This window comes from Streptomyces sp. NPDC042102, from assembly GCF_055582305.1.
The window spans coordinates 839,573-856,375 of sequence record NZ_JBVJDL010000003.1 but is presented as its reverse complement, the minus strand read 5'-3'; the positions used below and the strand labels follow the sequence as shown (position 1 = coordinate 856,375).

8 protein-coding genes are annotated in these 16,803 nt (G+C 75.3%); 1 reads left to right on the top strand and 7 read right to left on the bottom strand.

Annotated elements, in window-relative coordinates; all coding sequences use genetic code 11:
- Position 1: 1 nt before the first annotated feature.
- Entirely contained in the window at positions 2–3,874 is a 3,873-nt protein-coding gene (locus tag ACZ6KO_RS17215) for a multifunctional oxoglutarate decarboxylase/oxoglutarate dehydrogenase thiamine pyrophosphate-binding subunit/dihydrolipoyllysine-residue succinyltransferase subunit (RefSeq protein WP_469304767.1), read from the top strand.
- A gap of 150 nt (positions 3,875–4,024) precedes the next feature.
- On the opposite strand, the gene fxsT is transcribed toward ACZ6KO_RS17215, so the two are convergent.
- The 7 genes from fxsT to ACZ6KO_RS17180 all read right to left on the bottom strand — a co-directional run bounded on the left by fxsT (position 4,025) and on the right by ACZ6KO_RS17180 (position 16,680).
- A complete protein-coding gene (gene fxsT / locus ACZ6KO_RS17210) occupies positions 4,025–7,030 on the bottom strand; it encodes an FxSxx-COOH system tetratricopeptide repeat protein (protein ID WP_469304766.1) in 3,006 nt (1,001 codons plus the stop codon).
- 65 nt (positions 7,031–7,095) lie between these two features.
- Complete coding sequence (locus ACZ6KO_RS17205; protein ID WP_469304765.1) at positions 7,096–8,337, bottom strand: aKG-HExxH-type peptide beta-hydroxylase; 1,242 nt, start codon at positions 8,335–8,337, stop codon at positions 7,096–7,098.
- Positions 8,334–9,725, bottom strand: coding sequence for an FxsB family cyclophane-forming radical SAM/SPASM peptide maturase (locus ACZ6KO_RS17200; protein WP_469304764.1), 1,392 nt, complete (start codon positions 9,723–9,725; stop codon positions 8,334–8,336). Before ACZ6KO_RS17200 ends, ACZ6KO_RS17205 begins: the two co-directional genes overlap by 4 nt.
- 106 nt (positions 9,726–9,831) lie before the next feature.
- Complete coding sequence (gene fxsA, locus ACZ6KO_RS17195) at positions 9,832–10,029, bottom strand: FxSxx-COOH cyclophane-containing RiPP peptide (protein WP_469304763.1); 198 nt, start codon at positions 10,027–10,029, stop codon at positions 9,832–9,834.
- Positions 10,030–10,130: 101 nt separating this feature from the next.
- Positions 10,131–13,484 carry an SAV_2336 N-terminal domain-related protein gene (locus tag ACZ6KO_RS17190; protein ID WP_469304762.1) on the bottom strand — a complete coding sequence of 1,118 codons (3,354 nt, stop codon included), beginning with the start codon at positions 13,482–13,484 and terminating at the stop codon, positions 10,131–10,133.
- A 6-nt stretch (positions 13,485–13,490) separates the two neighbouring features.
- Positions 13,491–14,504 (bottom strand): AAA family ATPase, encoded by a 1,014-nt coding sequence (locus ACZ6KO_RS17185; RefSeq protein ID WP_469304761.1) that lies wholly within the window; start codon positions 14,502–14,504, stop codon positions 13,491–13,493.
- A gap of 97 nt (positions 14,505–14,601) precedes the next feature.
- Positions 14,602–16,680 (bottom strand): VMAP-C domain-containing protein, encoded by a 2,079-nt coding sequence (locus ACZ6KO_RS17180; protein WP_469304760.1) that lies wholly within the window; start codon positions 16,678–16,680, stop codon positions 14,602–14,604.
- Between the last annotated feature and the right edge of the window lie 123 nt (positions 16,681–16,803).

Genomic DNA, 16,803 nt, shown 5'->3' with positions numbered 1-16,803 from the left:
CGTGTCGCCACAGTCCCCCAGTAACTCGAGCACCACGACCGAAGCAGCAGAGGGCGGGAAGAACCCTGCCTCAGGCTTCGGCGCCAATGAGTGGCTCGTCGACGAGATCTATCAGCAGTACCTCCAGGACCCGAATTCGGTCGACCGGGCCTGGTGGGACTTCTTCGCCGACTACAAGCCGGGTGGCGCAGCCGCCCCGGTGACGGCCGAGAAGTCCGCGGACGTCTCGAAGGACGGCGCCTCCGCACAGGCCGCCACCGCCGAGGCCCCGCAGGTCCCCGACGCCGCCGCCACGGGGGCGGCCGGCGCCGCGCCGACCCTTTCGCCTGTGTCAGCTCCTGCCCCTGCTCCTGCCACTCCCTCTGGTGCCCCTGCTGTGACTGTCACCTCCCAGGCCCCGGCCGCCGCACCGGCCGCTGCCGCCCCCGCTGCCCCGGCCGCCGCACCGGCCGCCGCCGCTCCCGCCGCCGCCCCCAAGGCCGCGCCCGCGACCGAGGCCCCCGCGGGCCCCGAGCTCGTGACGCTCCGCGGCCCGGCCGCCGCGGTGGCGAAGAACATGAACGCCTCCCTGGAGGTGCCGACGGCCACGTCCGTCCGCGCCGTCCCGGTGAAGCTCCTGTTCGACAACCGGATCGTCATCAACAACCACCTCAAGCGCGCCCGGGGCGGGAAGATCTCCTTCACGCACCTGATCGGCTACGCGATGGTGCAGGCGATCAAGGCCATGCCGTCGATGAACTACTCCTTCGCGGAGAAGGACGGCAAGCCGACCCTGGTCAAGCCGGAGCACGTGAACTTCGGCCTCGCGATCGACCTGGTCAAGCCCAACGGCGACCGCCAGCTCGTCGTCGCCGGCATCAAGAAGGCCGAGACCCTCAACTTCTTCGAGTTCTGGCAGGCCTACGAGGACATCGTCCGCCGCGCCCGCGTCGGCAAGCTGACGATGGACGACTTCACCGGTGTGACGGTCTCCCTCACCAACCCCGGCGGCCTGGGCACCGTGCACTCCGTGCCGCGTCTGATGCCCGGACAGTCGGTCATCATGGGCGTCGGCTCCATGGACTACCCCGCCGAGTTCCAGGGCACCTCGCAGGACACCCTGAACAAGCTGGCCGTCTCCAAGGTCATGACCCTGACGTCCACGTACGACCACCGGGTCATCCAGGGCGCGGCCTCCGGCGAGTTCCTGCGGATCGTCGCGAACCTGCTGCTCGGCGAGAACGGCTTCTACGACGACGTCTTCGAGTCGCTGCGCATCCCGTACGAGCCGGTCCGCTGGCTCCGGGACATCGACGCCAGCCACGACGACGACGTCACCAAGGCCGCCCGCGTCTTCGAGCTGATCCACTCCTACCGGGTCCGCGGCCACGTCATGGCCGACACCGACCCGCTGGAGTACAAGCAGCGCAAGCACCCCGACCTCGACATCACCGAGCACGGCCTCACCCTGTGGGACCTGGAGCGCGAGTTCGCGGTCGGCGGCTTCTCCGGCAAGTCGATGATGAAGCTGCGCGACATCCTCGGCGTGCTGCGCGACTCGTACTGCCGCACCACCGGTGTCGAGTTCATGCACATCCAGGACCCGAAGCAGCGCCGCTGGATCCAGGACCGCATCGAGCGCCCGCACACCAAGCCGGAGCGCGAGGAGCAGCTGCGGATCCTGCGCCGCCTGAACGCGGCGGAGGCCTTCGAGACCTTCCTGCAGACGAAGTACGTCGGCCAGAAGCGCTTCTCCCTGGAGGGCGGCGAGTCCGTCATCCCGCTGCTCGACGCGGTCATCGACTCCGCGGCCGAGGCGCGCCTGGAAGAGGTCGTCATCGGCATGGCCCACCGCGGCCGCCTGAACGTGCTCGCCAACATCGTCGGCAAGTCGTACGCGCAGATCTTCCGCGAGTTCGAGGGCAACCTCGACCCGAAGTCGATGCACGGCTCCGGCGACGTGAAGTACCACCTGGGCGCCGAGGGCACCTTCACCGGCCTGGACGGCGAGCAGATCAAGGTCTCGCTGGTCGCCAACCCCTCCCACCTGGAGGCGGTCGACCCGGTCCTGGAGGGTGTCGCCCGCGCCAAGCAGGACGTCATCAACAAGGGCGGCACGGACTTCACGGTCCTCCCCCTCGCGCTCCACGGTGACGCGGCCTTCGCCGGCCAGGGTGTCGTCGCCGAGACCCTGAACATGTCGCAGCTGCGCGGCTACCGCACCGGCGGCACCGTGCACGTGGTCATCAACAACCAGGTCGGCTTCACCGCCGCCCCGGAGTCCTCGCGTTCCTCGATGTACGCGACCGACGTGGCCCGCATGATCGAGGCGCCGATCTTCCACGTGAACGGCGACGACCCGGAGGCCGTGGTCCGCGTCGCGCGCCTCGCGTTCGAGTTCCGGCAGGCGTTCAACAAGGACGTCGTCATCGACCTCATCTGCTACCGCCGCCGCGGTCACAACGAGTCGGACAACCCGGCGTTCACGCAGCCGCTGATGTACGACCTGATCGACAAGAAGCGCTCGGTGCGCAAGCTGTACACCGAGTCCCTCATCGGTCGCGGCGACATCACCCTGGAAGAGGCCGAGCAGGCGCTCCAGGACTTCCAGGGCCAGCTGGAGAAGGTCTTCGCGGAGGTCCGCGAGGCGGCGGCGCAGCCCGCCGTCGGCGCCCCCGTCCCGGCCGCGCAGGCCGAGTTCCCGGTGGCCGTGAACACGGCGGTCTCCGTCGAGACCGTCAAGCGGATCGCCGAGTCCCAGGTCACCATCCCCGAGGGCGTCACCGTCCACCCGCGTCTGCTGCCGCAGCTGCAGCGCCGCGCGGCGATGATCGACGAGGGCACCATCGACTGGGGCATGGGCGAGACCCTGGCCTTCGGCTCGCTGCTGATGGAGGGCACCCCGGTCCGGCTGTCCGGCCAGGACTCCCGCCGCGGCACCTTCGGCCAGCGCCACGCGGTGCTGATCGACCGGGAGACCGGCGAGGACTACACCCCGCTGCTGTACCTGTCGGACGACCAGGCCCGCTACAACGTCTACGACTCCCTGCTGTCGGAGTACGCGGCGATGGGCTTCGAGTACGGCTACTCGCTGGCCCGTCCGGATGCGCTGGTCCTGTGGGAGGCGCAGTTCGGTGACTTCGTCAACGGCGCGCAGACCGTCGTCGACGAGTTCATCTCCTCGGCCGAGCAGAAGTGGGGCCAGACCTCCGGCGTCACCCTGCTCCTCCCGCACGGCTACGAGGGCCAGGGCCCGGACCACTCGTCCGCGCGTCCCGAGCGCTTCCTCCAGATGTGCGCGCAGGACAACATGACGGTCGCGATGCCGACCCTGCCGTCGAACTACTTCCACCTGCTGCGCTGGCAGGTCCACAACCCGCACCACAAGCCGCTCATCGTCTTCACCCCGAAGTCGATGCTGCGTCTGAAGGCGGCGTCGTCGAAGGCGGAGGAGTTCACGAGCGGTTCGTTCCGTCCGGTCATCGGTGACACCACGGTGGACCCGGCGGCCGTCCGCAAGGTCGTCTTCTGCGCCGGCAAGGTCTACTACGACCTGGAGGCCGAGCGCGAGAAGCGCGGCATCACGGACACCGCGATCGTGCGCATCGAGCGGCTGTACCCGCTGCCGGGCGCGGAGCTCCAGGCGGAGATCGCGAAGTTCCCGAACGCCGCGAAGTACATCTGGGCGCAGGAGGAGCCGGCGAACCAGGGTGCGTGGCCGTTCATCGCGCTGAACCTGATCGACCACCTCGACCTGGCGGTCGGCGCGGACGTCCCGGCGGGCGAGCGCCTGCGGCGCATCTCGCGCCCGCACGGCTCCAGCCCGGCGGTCGGCTCGGCCAAGCGCCACCAGGCCGAGCAGGCCCAGCTGCTCAACGAGGTCTTCGAGGCCTGACGCACCACCCGGAAGGCCGGCTCCCCCTCGGGGAAGCCGGCCTTCCGGCGTTCGCCACGGCTGGCCCCATCCAGCCCCGCCGGGCCCCCATTCCAGCCCCGCCGGCGATTGAGGCGCGCGCGCCGGAGGCAGCCCCGCCCCACCGGGAACCTACGGTTGCGGCTCGAAGTCCCAGTACGGCCGCACCCGCTGACGTGCCGAGATCGTGTGCACGTGCTGCGTGCCCAGGGTCCGTGCCAGCGCCTTCAGTGCCTGGTCCTCGTGCTTCGCCGCCTCCTCCAGGTGCTGGCGCGCCCGCAGGTCCGCCGCCAGCGAGATCTGCGCGCTCAGCGCCATGGGGTGGTCCGGCCCCAGCACCCGCTCGGTCGTACGCAGCGTCTCCCGGCTCAGATCCAGCGCGTCGTCCAGCCGCTCCGTGAAGTTCCGGCAGCCCGCCGCGTTCAGCGCGCACCCCAGCGTCCACGGGTGCCGCTCCCCCAGCGCGCCCCGCATCCCCACCAGCGCCTGCTCGCACAGGCTCAGCGCCGCCTCCCGCTCGCCCTGCGCCCGCAGCACCAGCCCCAGGTTGCCCACCGTCCCGATGCTGTACGGGTGGGCCAGGCCCAGCTGCGACTGGTAGGCGCGGACCACCTGTTCCGAGATCCGCCGCGCCTCCTCGATGTCGCCGTACTCGCGCAGGTACGTCGCGAAGTCCGAGGCCACCATCAGCGTCCACGGGTAGTCCGCGCCGAACACCCGCGTCGCCCGCTCCCACACCGTCCGCAGCCGGTGCCCGGCCCCGGGGATGTCCCCGGAGCGGCGCAGGCACATGCCCAGGTTGTGCTCGGCGCGCAGGGTCTGCGGATGGTTCAGGCCCAGCACCTGGGTGTTGAGCCGCAGCCCCTGCTCCTGCCGGGTCTGCGCCTCCCGGTAACGGCCCATCAGCCGCAGCCCCATCGCGCACGCGATGCCGGAGGACAGCGTCGAGATGTGGTGGGCGGCCAGCACCCGCTCGCGCCTGCGCAGCGTGTCCAGGTCCAGGTCGTACGCGTCCTGGTAGCGGCCCAGCAGCCGGTAGGTCGCCGCCAGGTTGTTCTGGGCGTTGAGCGTGGTGGGGTGGTCCTCGCCCAGCAGCTCCCGGTAGGTGGCCAGCCCCTGCTCGAACAGCAGTCTGGCCGGCTCGAACTTGGCGATGCACAGCAGGACACCGCCGTAGGCGCTGGTGGCGCGCAGGGTTTCCAGGTCCCGGTCGCCCCGTTCGGCCTGGAGCCGGTCCGCGACGGCCCGGGTGAGGGTCTCGGCGGGCCGGAACAGCCCGAGATTGCGCAGCGCCCCGCCGTAGTGGTAGCTGAGCTCGCGCACCTTGTCGTGGTCGTCGCCGAGCATGGCCCGCCAGACGTGGTCGGTCGCCTCCGCCAGCCGCAGGCAGGTGCGGTACTCCCCGGCCAGGATCAGGTAGCGCAGGCAGTTCAGCAGGAACGTCTGGATCCGCGGGTTGGAGCTGGTCAGGACGCCCGACGGTTCCAGGTGCGGGATCAGCTCGGCGAACCGCGGCCACTGCCGGGAGTCCGAGGACCGGCCCGGGTCGGCGGCGGCGAGCACCTGCCGTACGGCCCGCGCGAGCGGCGCGGACTCCTCCTCGGAGAGGTTCTCGCGGACGATGCCGTGCACCATCCGGTGCAGCTGGACGGTCTCCAGGCCGCCGCCGCCCTCCTCGACGGCGAGGTCGGAGTACTCCAGGCGGACCACGGAGAACTGCACCAGTTTGTTGAGGGCGGCGTTCCACCGGATCTGGTCGTTGATCAGCCCGGCGAGCTGTTCGGGCACGTCGTCGGCGGGGAACTCGCGCAGCAGCCGCAGCGGGACCGGGCCCGGTGCGAAGAACACGAACAGCCGCAGCAGCGCGAGCGCGTCGGGGAAGTTCTCCCGCACGTTGTTGAGGAGTATCGCGAGCGCGGTGGGGAAGGGCAGCGGGTAGTCGTCGGAGACGGTGACCGCCTCCCGCGAGTCCAGCCGGCGCTGGAGCAGCGCCAGGTAGTCGCCGACGGTCAGGGGCGAATCGGCCAGCCAGCCGGCGGTCTGGTCGAGGGCGAGGGGGTAGTCCTCCAGCGCCTCGGCGAGCTGGTCGGCCTCGTCGGCGGTCAGCCGCAGCGCGCGGCGGCGGATGAAGGTGATGGATTCGGGGCGGGCGTAGAGGGGGACCTCGACGAGGCTGGTGTGGCGGGAGGCCCATTCACGGTTGCGCGAGGTGATGATCACATCGCCCGCGCCGGCGGGGAGCAGGTCGGTGAGGTCGTCGGGGTTGTCGCAGCCGTCGAAGACCAGCAGCCACCGGTTGTACGGCGTCCCGCGCCGCAGCGCTTCGAGCACGGCCCGGATCTGCTCGCCGTAACTGCCCGCGCCGCGCGGCAGGTGCAGGGCGGCCGCGAGGTCGGCGAGCCGCTCGCGCAGGGTCGGCCGGTCCTCGGCGGGCACCCACCACACCACGTCGTACTCGGAGGCGAAGCGGTAGGCGTACTCGGTGGCGACCTGGGTCTTGCCGACGCCGGACAGGCCCAGCAGGGTCACGGTGGCGGCGCCGGGCGGGGCGTCGGTGAGGGCCGCGCGCAGCTTGCCGATGACGTCGTTGCGGCCGGTGAAGCGCGGGTTGCGGCGCGGGACGCGGCCCCAGATCTCCGGCGGGTCGTTGGGGAAGCGGGGGCCGCGGCGGCCGGTCTCGGTGCCGATCCGCTCGGTGGGCAGCTCCAGCCGGCGCAGCACCCGGTACTCCGCCTCGTACGCGTCCAGGCCCCACAGGTCGGCCTTCTCCAGGGCGGCGACGGCCGTGGGCAGCGGGGAGTCGGTCAGGCAGACGGCGGCGAACCGGTCGGGGTGCGCTTCGGTGATGTGCCGCAGGGCGGTGTTCCACTCGTCCTCGGAGTGGGTGCCGACGGAGAAGTAGCGCTCGCTGAGGACGACGAGGATCTTGCTGCCGGCCCGGGCGAGGTCGTCGAGGGCCTCGGTGAGCGAGGGGCTGCGCTGGGGGTCCCAGCGTTGCAGGGCGACCCGGTGGCCGTGCTCCTCCAGGCGGTGGGCGATCCACACGGCCCAGGGGCGGTTGAAGCCCGCGAAGCTGATGGTGAAGCGCTGGGGCGAGGGGGGTGGGGATGCGTCGCGGTCCTGCCGGCTGGTGGTCATGCGGCCGTCTCCCTGGGAATCCGGGCGGTGGACGGGGTTGAGAACTTACCGCAGCGGGGAGGGGCTCAACCCGGTGCGGACACGGCGAGTTCGGGGTGTGCCTCGTACCAGGCGCGGCGCTCCCGGGCGACGGCGCGGCGGGCGGTGAGGTACTGGTCGCCGGGCGGTGCCGGCTCGTCCATGGCCCGCTCCGCGTCCGCCATGGCCTCGATGAACTGCCGCCCCGCCCTGGTGAGTTGGGGTGTGGCGCGCAGGACGGGCAGGACGGCGGCGACCTGTGCCCGGCAGCGGGCGTGCTGGGCCCACGCGCCGCGGGCACCGTACAGGGCGGCCCGCTGCCAGTACCCGGCCAGGGCCAGGTGGGCGTACGTACCGTGCAGGAGTCCCTCCAGCGGCCGCGGGTCGGCGCGCCAGGGCGCCCAGTGGCGCGGGGTGCGGTCGGCGGTGTGCAGGGCGAGCAGGTCGCCGAGGGCGGCGAGTTTGCCGTGCTGGACCTCGTGGACGAGGGTGGCCGCCAGGGCGGGCGGGGCCTGGCCGCGGGCGAGGACGGAGCCGGGCGCGGCGGGCAGCGTGGCGCCGGTGGAGCGGGATCCGCCGGCCAGCGGCACGATGCTGCGCAGCAGCGCCGCGGCCTCCCCGGCGCGCGCGGTGTCGTAGCGCTCCAGCAGGGTGAGGGCGCCGGCCCACTGGGTGTCCCAGCGTTTGTGGCCGCGCGGGGTCAGCCGCCGGGCGGGGCGTACGGGGGCGGCGGCGGACGCCCGGTACGGGTCGAGGTCGTCGAGGGCTGCGTGCCCGCCGGGCAGGGTGTGCAGGGCGAGGACGGTGGGGTCCTCGGGGTCCCAGGAGCGCTCGGTCAGGACCTGGGGTCCGGGCCGGGCCGGGCGCAGGACGCCGAGGGTGGGCAGGGCCAGGCGCCCCTGGGCGGGCCGCAGGGTGGCCTTGAACTCCAGTCCGGCGCGCAGGGCCGCGGCCACCGCGAGCGCGCCGAGGTGGCCGAGGTCGGGTGCGGGGCCGCGGCGGGCGTGCAGCCGGCGCAGGGTCTCCTCGGCCCACACCCCGGTGGACGGGTAGTGCAGGACGTCGCGCACGGCGGCGGGGTCGCGGCGCTCGGCCTCCTCCAGCAGCGCCCAGTGTTCGGCGCTCTCGCCGCCGGGCGCGGCGTCGAGCACCCCGCGCAGCAGCACGAGCCGTTTGGACCATCGCACGTTCCGCACCAGCGCCGTCCCTTCCGGGGAGGGCTCGGTGGAGGCCAGCGCGGCGAGGAGCGGGGCGCCGACGGTGAAGCCGGGCAGGGGGTGCGCGGTCACGAGGCGGCCCTCGGGCGCTCGGTCCGGTGGTCGCCGGCGGTCCGGGGGCCGCCCGTCCGGGGGCCCGCGCCGGCCCGGTGGCCCGCGGGGCCGGCGGCGGCGTGGTGCACGGCGGCGGCGATGTGCCGGATCAGGGCCTGGAGGTCGGCGCAGTAGACGGAGGGCTGCCGGAAGCCCTCGCGGGCACGGTAGCGGTGGGGGTAGTGCCCGCCGCCGCAGATCTCGACGACCTCGCAGGCCCGGCAGGCGTCGGCCAGGGCGGCCCGGCCGAGCTGGCGGGCGGCGAGACCTGGGTGGTCCAGCAGCCGGTCGAAGGAGTGGGCGTCCACGTGCAGCCCGGTGCGGGCGGCGCCCTCGTAGGCGGACTTCAGGGAGTCGGCCTGCTCGATGCTGCCGTCGGTCTCGATCACGGCGGTGGTGGCGGGGGCCAGGCCCAGGGTCTCGGTGGCGGCGGGCAGTCCGAGCAGCAGGGCGATGATCTCCTCGAAGAGCCGGACCCGGGTGCGGCGCTCCCGGTCGTGCCACCAGCGCTCGAAGACGGCGGTCAGCCAGTGGGCGTAGGGCGTGGCGCCGGGGCGGGCCCCCGGCGGCGGTGTGCTCCAGTTGGCCAGCGGGAGCAGCAGGCCGATGCTCGGCGGGGCGAAGGCCAGCAGGGACTCGTACGTCTCCACGGGGTCCTGGGCGAGGTCGACGACGCTCAGGACACCCGCGTAGCTCTCCGGGTGCCGGGCCAGCAGCCGCAGGCCGCGCGCGGCGGCGGGGAAGCCGGGGCGGCCCGCGCGGTCGACGCGGCGGGCGTTGTGCGCGGGCAGTCCGCCGTCGAGGCTGACGCCGACGCGGATGCCGGCCGCAGCCAGGGCGTCCAGCCGGGAGCGGGTGAGCAGGGTGGCGTTGGTCTGCACGGTGGCGGTCACGCGGGTGCGCGGGGCGGTGCGGGCGAGGGCCGCCCGGACGGCCTCGACGGGCGCGGCGAGGGTGGCGGGCGGGGTGAGCAGCGGTTCGCCGCCGTGCAGGACGAGGTCGACGCGCGGCAGCTCGTGCGCGGCGGCGTGCTCGGCGATCCGCTCGGCGGTGCGGGCCACGGTCGCGGCGGCCATGACGGGCGGCTGCGCGCGCCAGCTCTGGTCGGCCATCTCGTACACGTAGCAGTAGGTGCAGGCGAGATTGCACCGGCTGTGCGTCTTGAGCACGAACTGCCGCAGCGGGTACGGGCGGTGGCCGGCGGCCCGTAACGCGGGGACGTCGAGCCGGGCGTACGGCCAGGGGGCGTGCGCGCGGTGCGGGTCGGCCGTGGACGCGGACTCGGACGTGGACCTGGATGCGGACCTGGGCGTGGGCGCGGACGTGGGCGTGGGCAGCACGGCATCGCGTGTGGTCGTGTGCCTCATCGCCTGTTCCTCCCGCAGCGGACGGTCCATCCCTGCCCTTCGGACGGGCGCGGCTAACGGCGGAAAGTGGTCAACCCGTGACCTGCGGGCGGGCGGGGGCGGCGCGTCAGTCGACCCCGGAGTCGAAGGCGTTGAGGATCTCGGCGGGATGCGTCACGCGCTCGACCATGCCCTCGATGACCTCGGCGAGGACGGGGTGGTCGATGCCCCGCAGCGCGGCGAGATCGAGGCCGGACAGGTCGGGCAGCGGGGCCGGGCACTGTGCGGCCCGCGCCCCCGGTCCTTTCTGGTACTTCGTCACCATCTGTTCCCCTGCCCCCTGTTGGGTCGCACGTGCGACGGTCCCCTCCCCTTTCCCGGCGCCCGCGGACGGGAAACGGCGGCGCCGGCTGTCGTGGCGGCCGTTCAGAGGCCCGCCTCCAGGGCCTCGATGCGGGCCCGGACCGCGTCGCGCCGGACCGGGTCGGGACCGGGCAGCCGGGCCCACAGGTCGAGGGCGGCCCGGTAGGCGTCGAGGGCCGCGCGGGGCCTGGCCAGGCGTTCGAGGACTTCGCCGCGCAGCTCCTGGACCCGCGCCGCGAGGCCCAGCGCGGTGTCCCGGCGGTCCTCGCGCTCGGCGGCCAGCGCGGCCCGCCACGCCCGCCGGTAGGAGTCCGCGGCCCGGTCCAGCCGGTCCGGTGCCCGGGTGGCGGCGTGGATCTCCTGCTGGACGTCGCCGTGCTCGCGCCAGGCGCGGGCCTGCTCCAGCGGGCAGCGGCTGTGCCGGACGGCCAGTTCCAGCAGGTACTCCGCCTCCCGCAGGTCCACCAGATCGCCCTCGTACGCGTACCGCAGCCGCAGTCCCACGGCCAGCCGCAGCAGCCGCCGGCCTGCGCGCGGGTCGGTCTGCGGGACGGCGGCCCGGCTGTCGCGCAGCACCCGCACCGCGGCCGAGGTGAAGCGCCGGCCGTCCGCCGCCCGGGCCCGGTCCAGCAGCACGTCGCCCCACTCGGGCAGCAGCTCCCCGTACGCCTCCGCGTCGCGCGGGATCAGCCGCCGGGCCCGCGCGTACGCCTCCGCCGACTCCTCCAGCGCCGCCGGGTTCCGGTCGCGGGCGTAGCGGGCCCGGTGCACGCGGGCCAGGCAGACCAGGCCGGCCAGCCGCAGTTCCGGTTCCCCGGCGGCCTCCTCCAGGGCGAGGGCCAGCTGGCCGGGGGCCTCGTCCAGCCGTTCGGGGAGGTGGCGCAGGGCGGCCGCCAGGTCCAGCCGGGCCCGGGCCCGCTCCAGCCGGTCGCTCTGGTCCCCGTCCCGGTCCGGATCCGTACTCGTACCCGTACCTGCCGGGGTCCGCGCCGGGGTGGTCCCCGGCCGGGCGCGCAGCAGCGCCGCCAGCCCCGTCTCCAGCCGGGCGGCGGCCCGTTCGGCCAGCGGCAGCCGCTGCTCGGGGCCGGCGGCCCGGTCGGTGAGGGCCAGCAGCACCCGGCCCAGGGCCAGGTGCAGGGCGGCGTCCGGTTTGCCGCCCCGCTCGCGTTCGCCCCGGTCGGTGGCCTCCAGGGCGGCCAGCGCCTCGCGCAGGGGCGCCGGGTCGTCGCGCAGCTCGCTCAGCCGGGTCAGGGTGCGGGCCCTGCGGACCGCGCAGTCCAGGCGCAGCTCGCGCTCCAGGTCCGGTACGGCGGCCACGGCCGCGAACTCCCGGTCGGCGGCGGCCAGCAGCTCCTCGACGTCCTCGGCGGCGGGGTCCCGGGCCCGCTCGTAGAGCACCCGGCCGAGCACGGCGCGGGCCCGGACCATGCCGGGCAGGTGGGCCACGGCCCGGACCGTGCGTTCGGCCTCGGCGAGGAGTTCCGGGTCGCGCTGCAGCGCCCACAGCCGCAGCAGGGTCCCGGCGAGCTCGAACTCGGCCTCGCCCGGGGTGTCGCCCGGTCCGGGCGGGGCGCCGGCCGCGCGGCGCAGCACGGCCACCGCCTCGTGCAGGGGGCGCGTGTCCCCGTCCCGGTCGTGGGCCGCGACCCGGGCCCGCGCGGTGCGCACCGCCCAGGCCCGGGAGGGGGCGGGGGGCGCAGCTCCCGTCTCCTCGGCGGCGTCCGCGGAGCCGGGCGGGCCGGGCAGGTAGCGCCGTACGACCTTGGCCGAGACCTGCGCGAACGCCTGCGGGAGCCGGGCGGCCGGCAACCGGGCGGCCGCCGGGTCCTGCTCGTCGGTCTCGGGGACGGTGGCCGCGGGCAGCGGGGCGCCGGTGAGCTGGGAGACGGCCAGCGCCGGGAAGTTGCGGACGCCGCGCCCGAAGTGCTGGAGGACGTATTCGGAGCAGTGCTTGAGGACGAGGGCGGCCTCGTCCCGCCCCAGCGGCCCCAGCAGCACGTCCTGCACCCCGGGCGCGAACGTGAACCAGTCCTCCGAGGCGCGCCGCAGCAGCCCGCTCAGCAGGACCTCCGCCAGGTCCGAGGGCTCCGAGTCGGGCAGCATCGTGCGCTGCACCAGCCGCATGACGGGCAGGGTCAGCGGGGTCGCCGACAGGTAGACCGCCAGCTGTACGGCGCGCGGCGAGGCCGAGGAGCGGAAGCGGCGCACCAGTTCGCGCGGCGGGCGTACGGCCCGCGGCGGCGGCAGCGGCGCCGCGGGATGGTCGGCGAGCACCCGGCCGACCTCGGCGGGCACCGGTCCGGTGCCCAGCCCGGCCACCAGCCGGGCCCAGGCGCCGAGCGCGGTGGCGCTGGGCGGCAGGACCGGCACGGTGAGGCCGCCGGTGGGGCGCCCGGCGCGCGGCGGCCGGTCGGGGCCGAAGCGCAGCCGTCCGCCGCCGCCCTCGACCCGGGCCAGGGTGCCGCGTTCGGTGGGCAGCCAGCTGCGCGCCCACAGCCGCTGCGGGAGCGGCTGGACGACCACGCAGGGCGTGCACTGGGCCCACCGGTACAGCAGCCGCTGGGCCGCGCCCTCGCGCCACAGCGGGCCGGCGCAGTCGCTGACGACCATGGTCAGCACCCGGCCGGTGGGGTCGCGCAGCTGGTCGCCGGAGCGCAGCCCCTGCTCCGGGCGGGGGCCGCGGCCGACCGCGGGGGTGCCGTCGGGCAGCCGGTGCAGGTGGTGCACCTGGACGTCGCGGAAGGCGCCGAGCCGCTCGCACACGCCGCGCAGTTCCTCGAACATGTCCTGCCACACGGCCATCGAGGGGGAGGCGTCCATCACCAGACGCATGGTGGCCTCGCGGCGGGTCTCGGCCCGCAGGACCGGGACGGCCAGGCCCAGGGCGCGGGCGCTGGCCTCGGCGGTGGCGTCCTCGTCGAGCACGACGCGGGCGGGCGGGGCGGGCGGGCGGTGCCGCTGGAGGGCGCGCAGGGCCCGCTGGATCTCCAGGATGCGCGGCAGCGCGGCGGCGGCCGGCACCCGTACGGGCACCGCGGTGCCGCTGGGCAGGTCGGGTTCGGGGTCGGGGTGGGTGCCGGGGCGGCCGGGCACATACAGGCTCAGCGGCTCCTCGGCGGCCGGCGGGGGCTCCGGGGCCGCGGGCCGCCGCCCGCCGGGCCGGCCGCTCTCCCGTGCGGGGGTGTCACGCCGCGGGCCGGTCCCGGGCGGGGCGGACGGCGGGCCGGCCGCGCCGCGGGCGGCGGCGGTGTGCGCGTGGCCGGCCAGCCAGAGGGCGTCGGCCAGTTCCTCGGCGGACGGGTCGAGTCCGGCCGCCCGCAGCGCGGCGGCCAGCTCACGGATGCCGGGGGCGGGGTCCGGCGGTGGGCCGGGCGCCGGGTCCGGCTCCCGGCCGGCTCCGGGGGCGGGCGTGGACACGGCCCCTCACCTCGAACGGTCGAGGCGCTGGATGAGCAGGTCGGCCAGGTCCTCCCGGGTGGGCGGCGCCGCGTAGTGGGTGAGGTAGATGGCGTTGAGCAGCTGGTCGGCGGCGACGAGTTCGGTCTGCGAGCGGGTCAGGAACTCCCGGATCAGGTCGGCGCCGAGCTGGGCCGCCTCCTCCCCCAGGTGTGCCTTGACCATCGTCGCGAGCCGCTTCTCGCCGGGCTGGCCGAGTTTGAGCTGGATGCAGCGGCGCAGCAGGGCGGCGGGGAAGTCCCGTTCGCCGTTGCTGGTGAGGATGATGAACGGGAAGGCCCGGCAGCGCACCCGGCCGTCGCGGACGGTGACCTTGGCGCCGTCGTCGGTGAGCACCTGCACCTCGGGCTCGCGGTCGGCGACCCGCTCCAGCTCGGGCAGCGCGTACTCGCCCTCCTCCAGGACGTTCAGCAGGTCGTTGGGCAGGTCTATGTCGCTCTTGTCGAGCTCGTCGATGAGCAGCACCCGGGGCCGCTCGGTGGGCAGCAGGGCCGTGCCCAGCGGCCCGAGCCGGATGTACTTCCCGATCCCGGGCGCCCCGCCCGCGGCCGCGCCGCCGCCGGCCGCGATCTGTACGTCCTGGAGGCGGGCGATGGCGTCGTAGCGGTAGAGGCCCTCCTGGAGCACCGTGCGGGAGACCACCGGCCAGCGCAGTACGCGGCCGAGCCCGAGCTCGTGGGCGACGGCGTGGGCGAGGGTGGACTTGCCCGTTCCGGGGTAGCCGGTGACCAGCAGCGGCCGCCGCAGGTACAGGGCCGCGTTGATGGCCTCCAGTTCCTCCGGCTCCGGCCGGTGCAGTTCGGCGGCGTGCCGGTGCGCGCCGAGCCGGCGGGCGGCGGCACTGTCGGGGGCGGTGGCGACCGGGCCGGGCTCCACGGGCGGTCCGCCGTCGAAGTCCCGCCAGGGCGGGGCGGGCGGCAGGGCGTCGATCCCGTCGTGGGGCTCGCCGACGCCCCGGTAGATGAGCCACTCCTCGTTCATCGGGGTCTCCCTCGTCCGGTTCGCCTTCCGGCGCGGTCTTCGGCGGGTCCGGCGTACGCGGGGCGGCGCGTCGCCCCCGTCACGGGTGGGGTGCCGGTCACAGGTCCCCCTGGAGCGGCTCGTCGTACGGCAGCGGGCGGGCGGGGTCGGACCAGACCAGCCCCAGCCCGGCCGACCAGTAGGCGTCCGGGTCGCGGCCGTGGACCCGGCCGCGCAGCGACTGCAGGCGCAGCGGCAGCAGTCCGCCCCGGCCGGCCTCGGCGAGTTCCTCGCGCAGCCCGCGGTGGAAGGCGGCGCAGGACAGCTCGCCGGGCGGCGGCCGCCGGCACAGCACCACCCCGTACCCGGCGCGCTGGGCGGCGTGCAGCGAGCCCAGCGCCGGATCGCGGTCGGCCCGCCGGCAGTGCACGGGGACGGTGTTGTCGGGCAGGCTGTCCAGCCAGGCGTACGACGGGCTGCGCGGCCGCCCGCGCGAGCAGTCCGCCCGCTCGTCCAGCAGCGGCCCGGCCATCACCCGGGCCCAGCGGTCGGCGGCCCGGTGGGCCTCGGCCTCGGTGGGCGGCGGCGCCCCGGCCGGGTGGCGGAAGACGACGGGGCGCTGCACGCCCAGCGGCACCTCGCCGCCGGCCGCCCAGGCGTCGACGTCGAGGGTGAACAGTTCGGGCTCGACGGCGACTTCGAGGAGGGCCGCCGCCTCCAGCGAGTCGCAGCGGCGGAACGCCTCGGCGAGCGGGGCCCGTAACGTCGCGGGCAGGGCGGCCCGGGTGGCCCGGACCCCGGCGTCGACCGGGGTGGCCTCTTCGGGGCGGTCGGGGCCGAGGAGGACCGAGACCCGCCAGTCGTAGACGTCCTCCCAGCCGTGCGCCCAGATCTCCAGCAGCGCGGAGGGCCCGGTGGGCAGCGCCTCGGGGGCCCGGGCCGGGCCGAGCACCACCCGGCCGGCGCCGGCCCGCCGTCGCCGGTCGCGGGCGGCCAGCCCCTTGTCGTGGCGCTCGCCCAGCTCCCGGCGCAGCGGCCGCCAGAGCCGCTCGGCGGTGGCCCGTACCCAGTCCCACAGTTCCTCGTCGGCGCCGGGCGCGGGCGGCTCGCGGTGGTCGGCGACGCTCACGTCGGTGGCGTAGCGCAGCATGGCGGCGGCCTCGCTGACCCCGCCCGGCGGGTCGTAGAGCAGGCCGAGGCCGTCGCGCCACGTCAGCGGGGCGGGGGCGGTGGTGTCGGGTTCCTCGCCGCGGGCGGCCTCGACCAGGCGGCGTACGGTCTCGGAGGAGCCGGGTGCGGGCAGCTCGGCCAGCAGCCCGCACAGGGTGGTGCGCTCGCCGGGGGTGAGCCGGCGGCGGGTGCCGTACAGCTCGCCCGCGGGCAGTTCGCCGTGGATGTCGGTCCAGGTGCGGCGGCTGTCGACGTCGCTGAGGTGCTGGTCGTAGTGGTGCAGGTCGTGGGCCTGCATGACGCGCCGGTAGAGGCCGATCTGGGTACGGGCGGCCATCGGCAGGGTGCGCAGCTGGACGACGGAGACCGCCAGGCCGCCGCCGCCCTCCTGCCGCCGTGCCTTGACCACGCCGACGACCTCGCCGCGGGCGAGGTCGACCACCGGCCCGCCGGACATGCCGGGCACGATCTCGTCGTCGGCGCCGAGCCGGATGGCGGCCCCGGCCCCGGCGGCGCCGCGCAGCCGGGTGGTGCGGCCGGTGATCTCGGGGATGCCGAGGTCCTCGGTGCAGCCGAAGTAGGCGACCTCCTCGAAGCGCGGCGCCCTGGCCCGGTCGGTGAGCCACACGCAGGCGTGCGAGACGGGGGCGAGGACCCGGATCAGGGCCAGGTCGGGCAGTTCCCACAGCCCGCGCCCGCGCCCGCCGGGCCGGCGCCGGTCCAGGCTCTCGGGCAGGACGCACTCCACGCGGCCGGCGACGGTGCCGGTGGCGCCGTCGTCCCCGGAGGAGAAGGTGATGCCGACTTCGCGGCCCGCCAAGCGCACCCCAGCACCCCCTTCACCCACCACGTGCGCACACGTGAGGACCCAGCCGGGGGCGATGAAGAAACCGCTCCCCCAGGTGCGGCCGGTCCCAGGGTCTGCATACCCGTCCGGGGGCGCGTGGACGCGTACGGTGGCCGCCAGGACGAGGGGTTCCAGGAGCTCGTAGGCGCGCGCGGCCCCGCCCGTGCGCCCGTCCGCCATCCCCCGACCCCCAACCGGCCCCTGTGCCCCACGTGTTGAGTCAGTCAAGGCTAGCGCCGGGCCCAGCGGCGGGCGAGGTCCGGGAGCCGCCCGGCTTATCCTGGCCTGGAATCACCCATGACC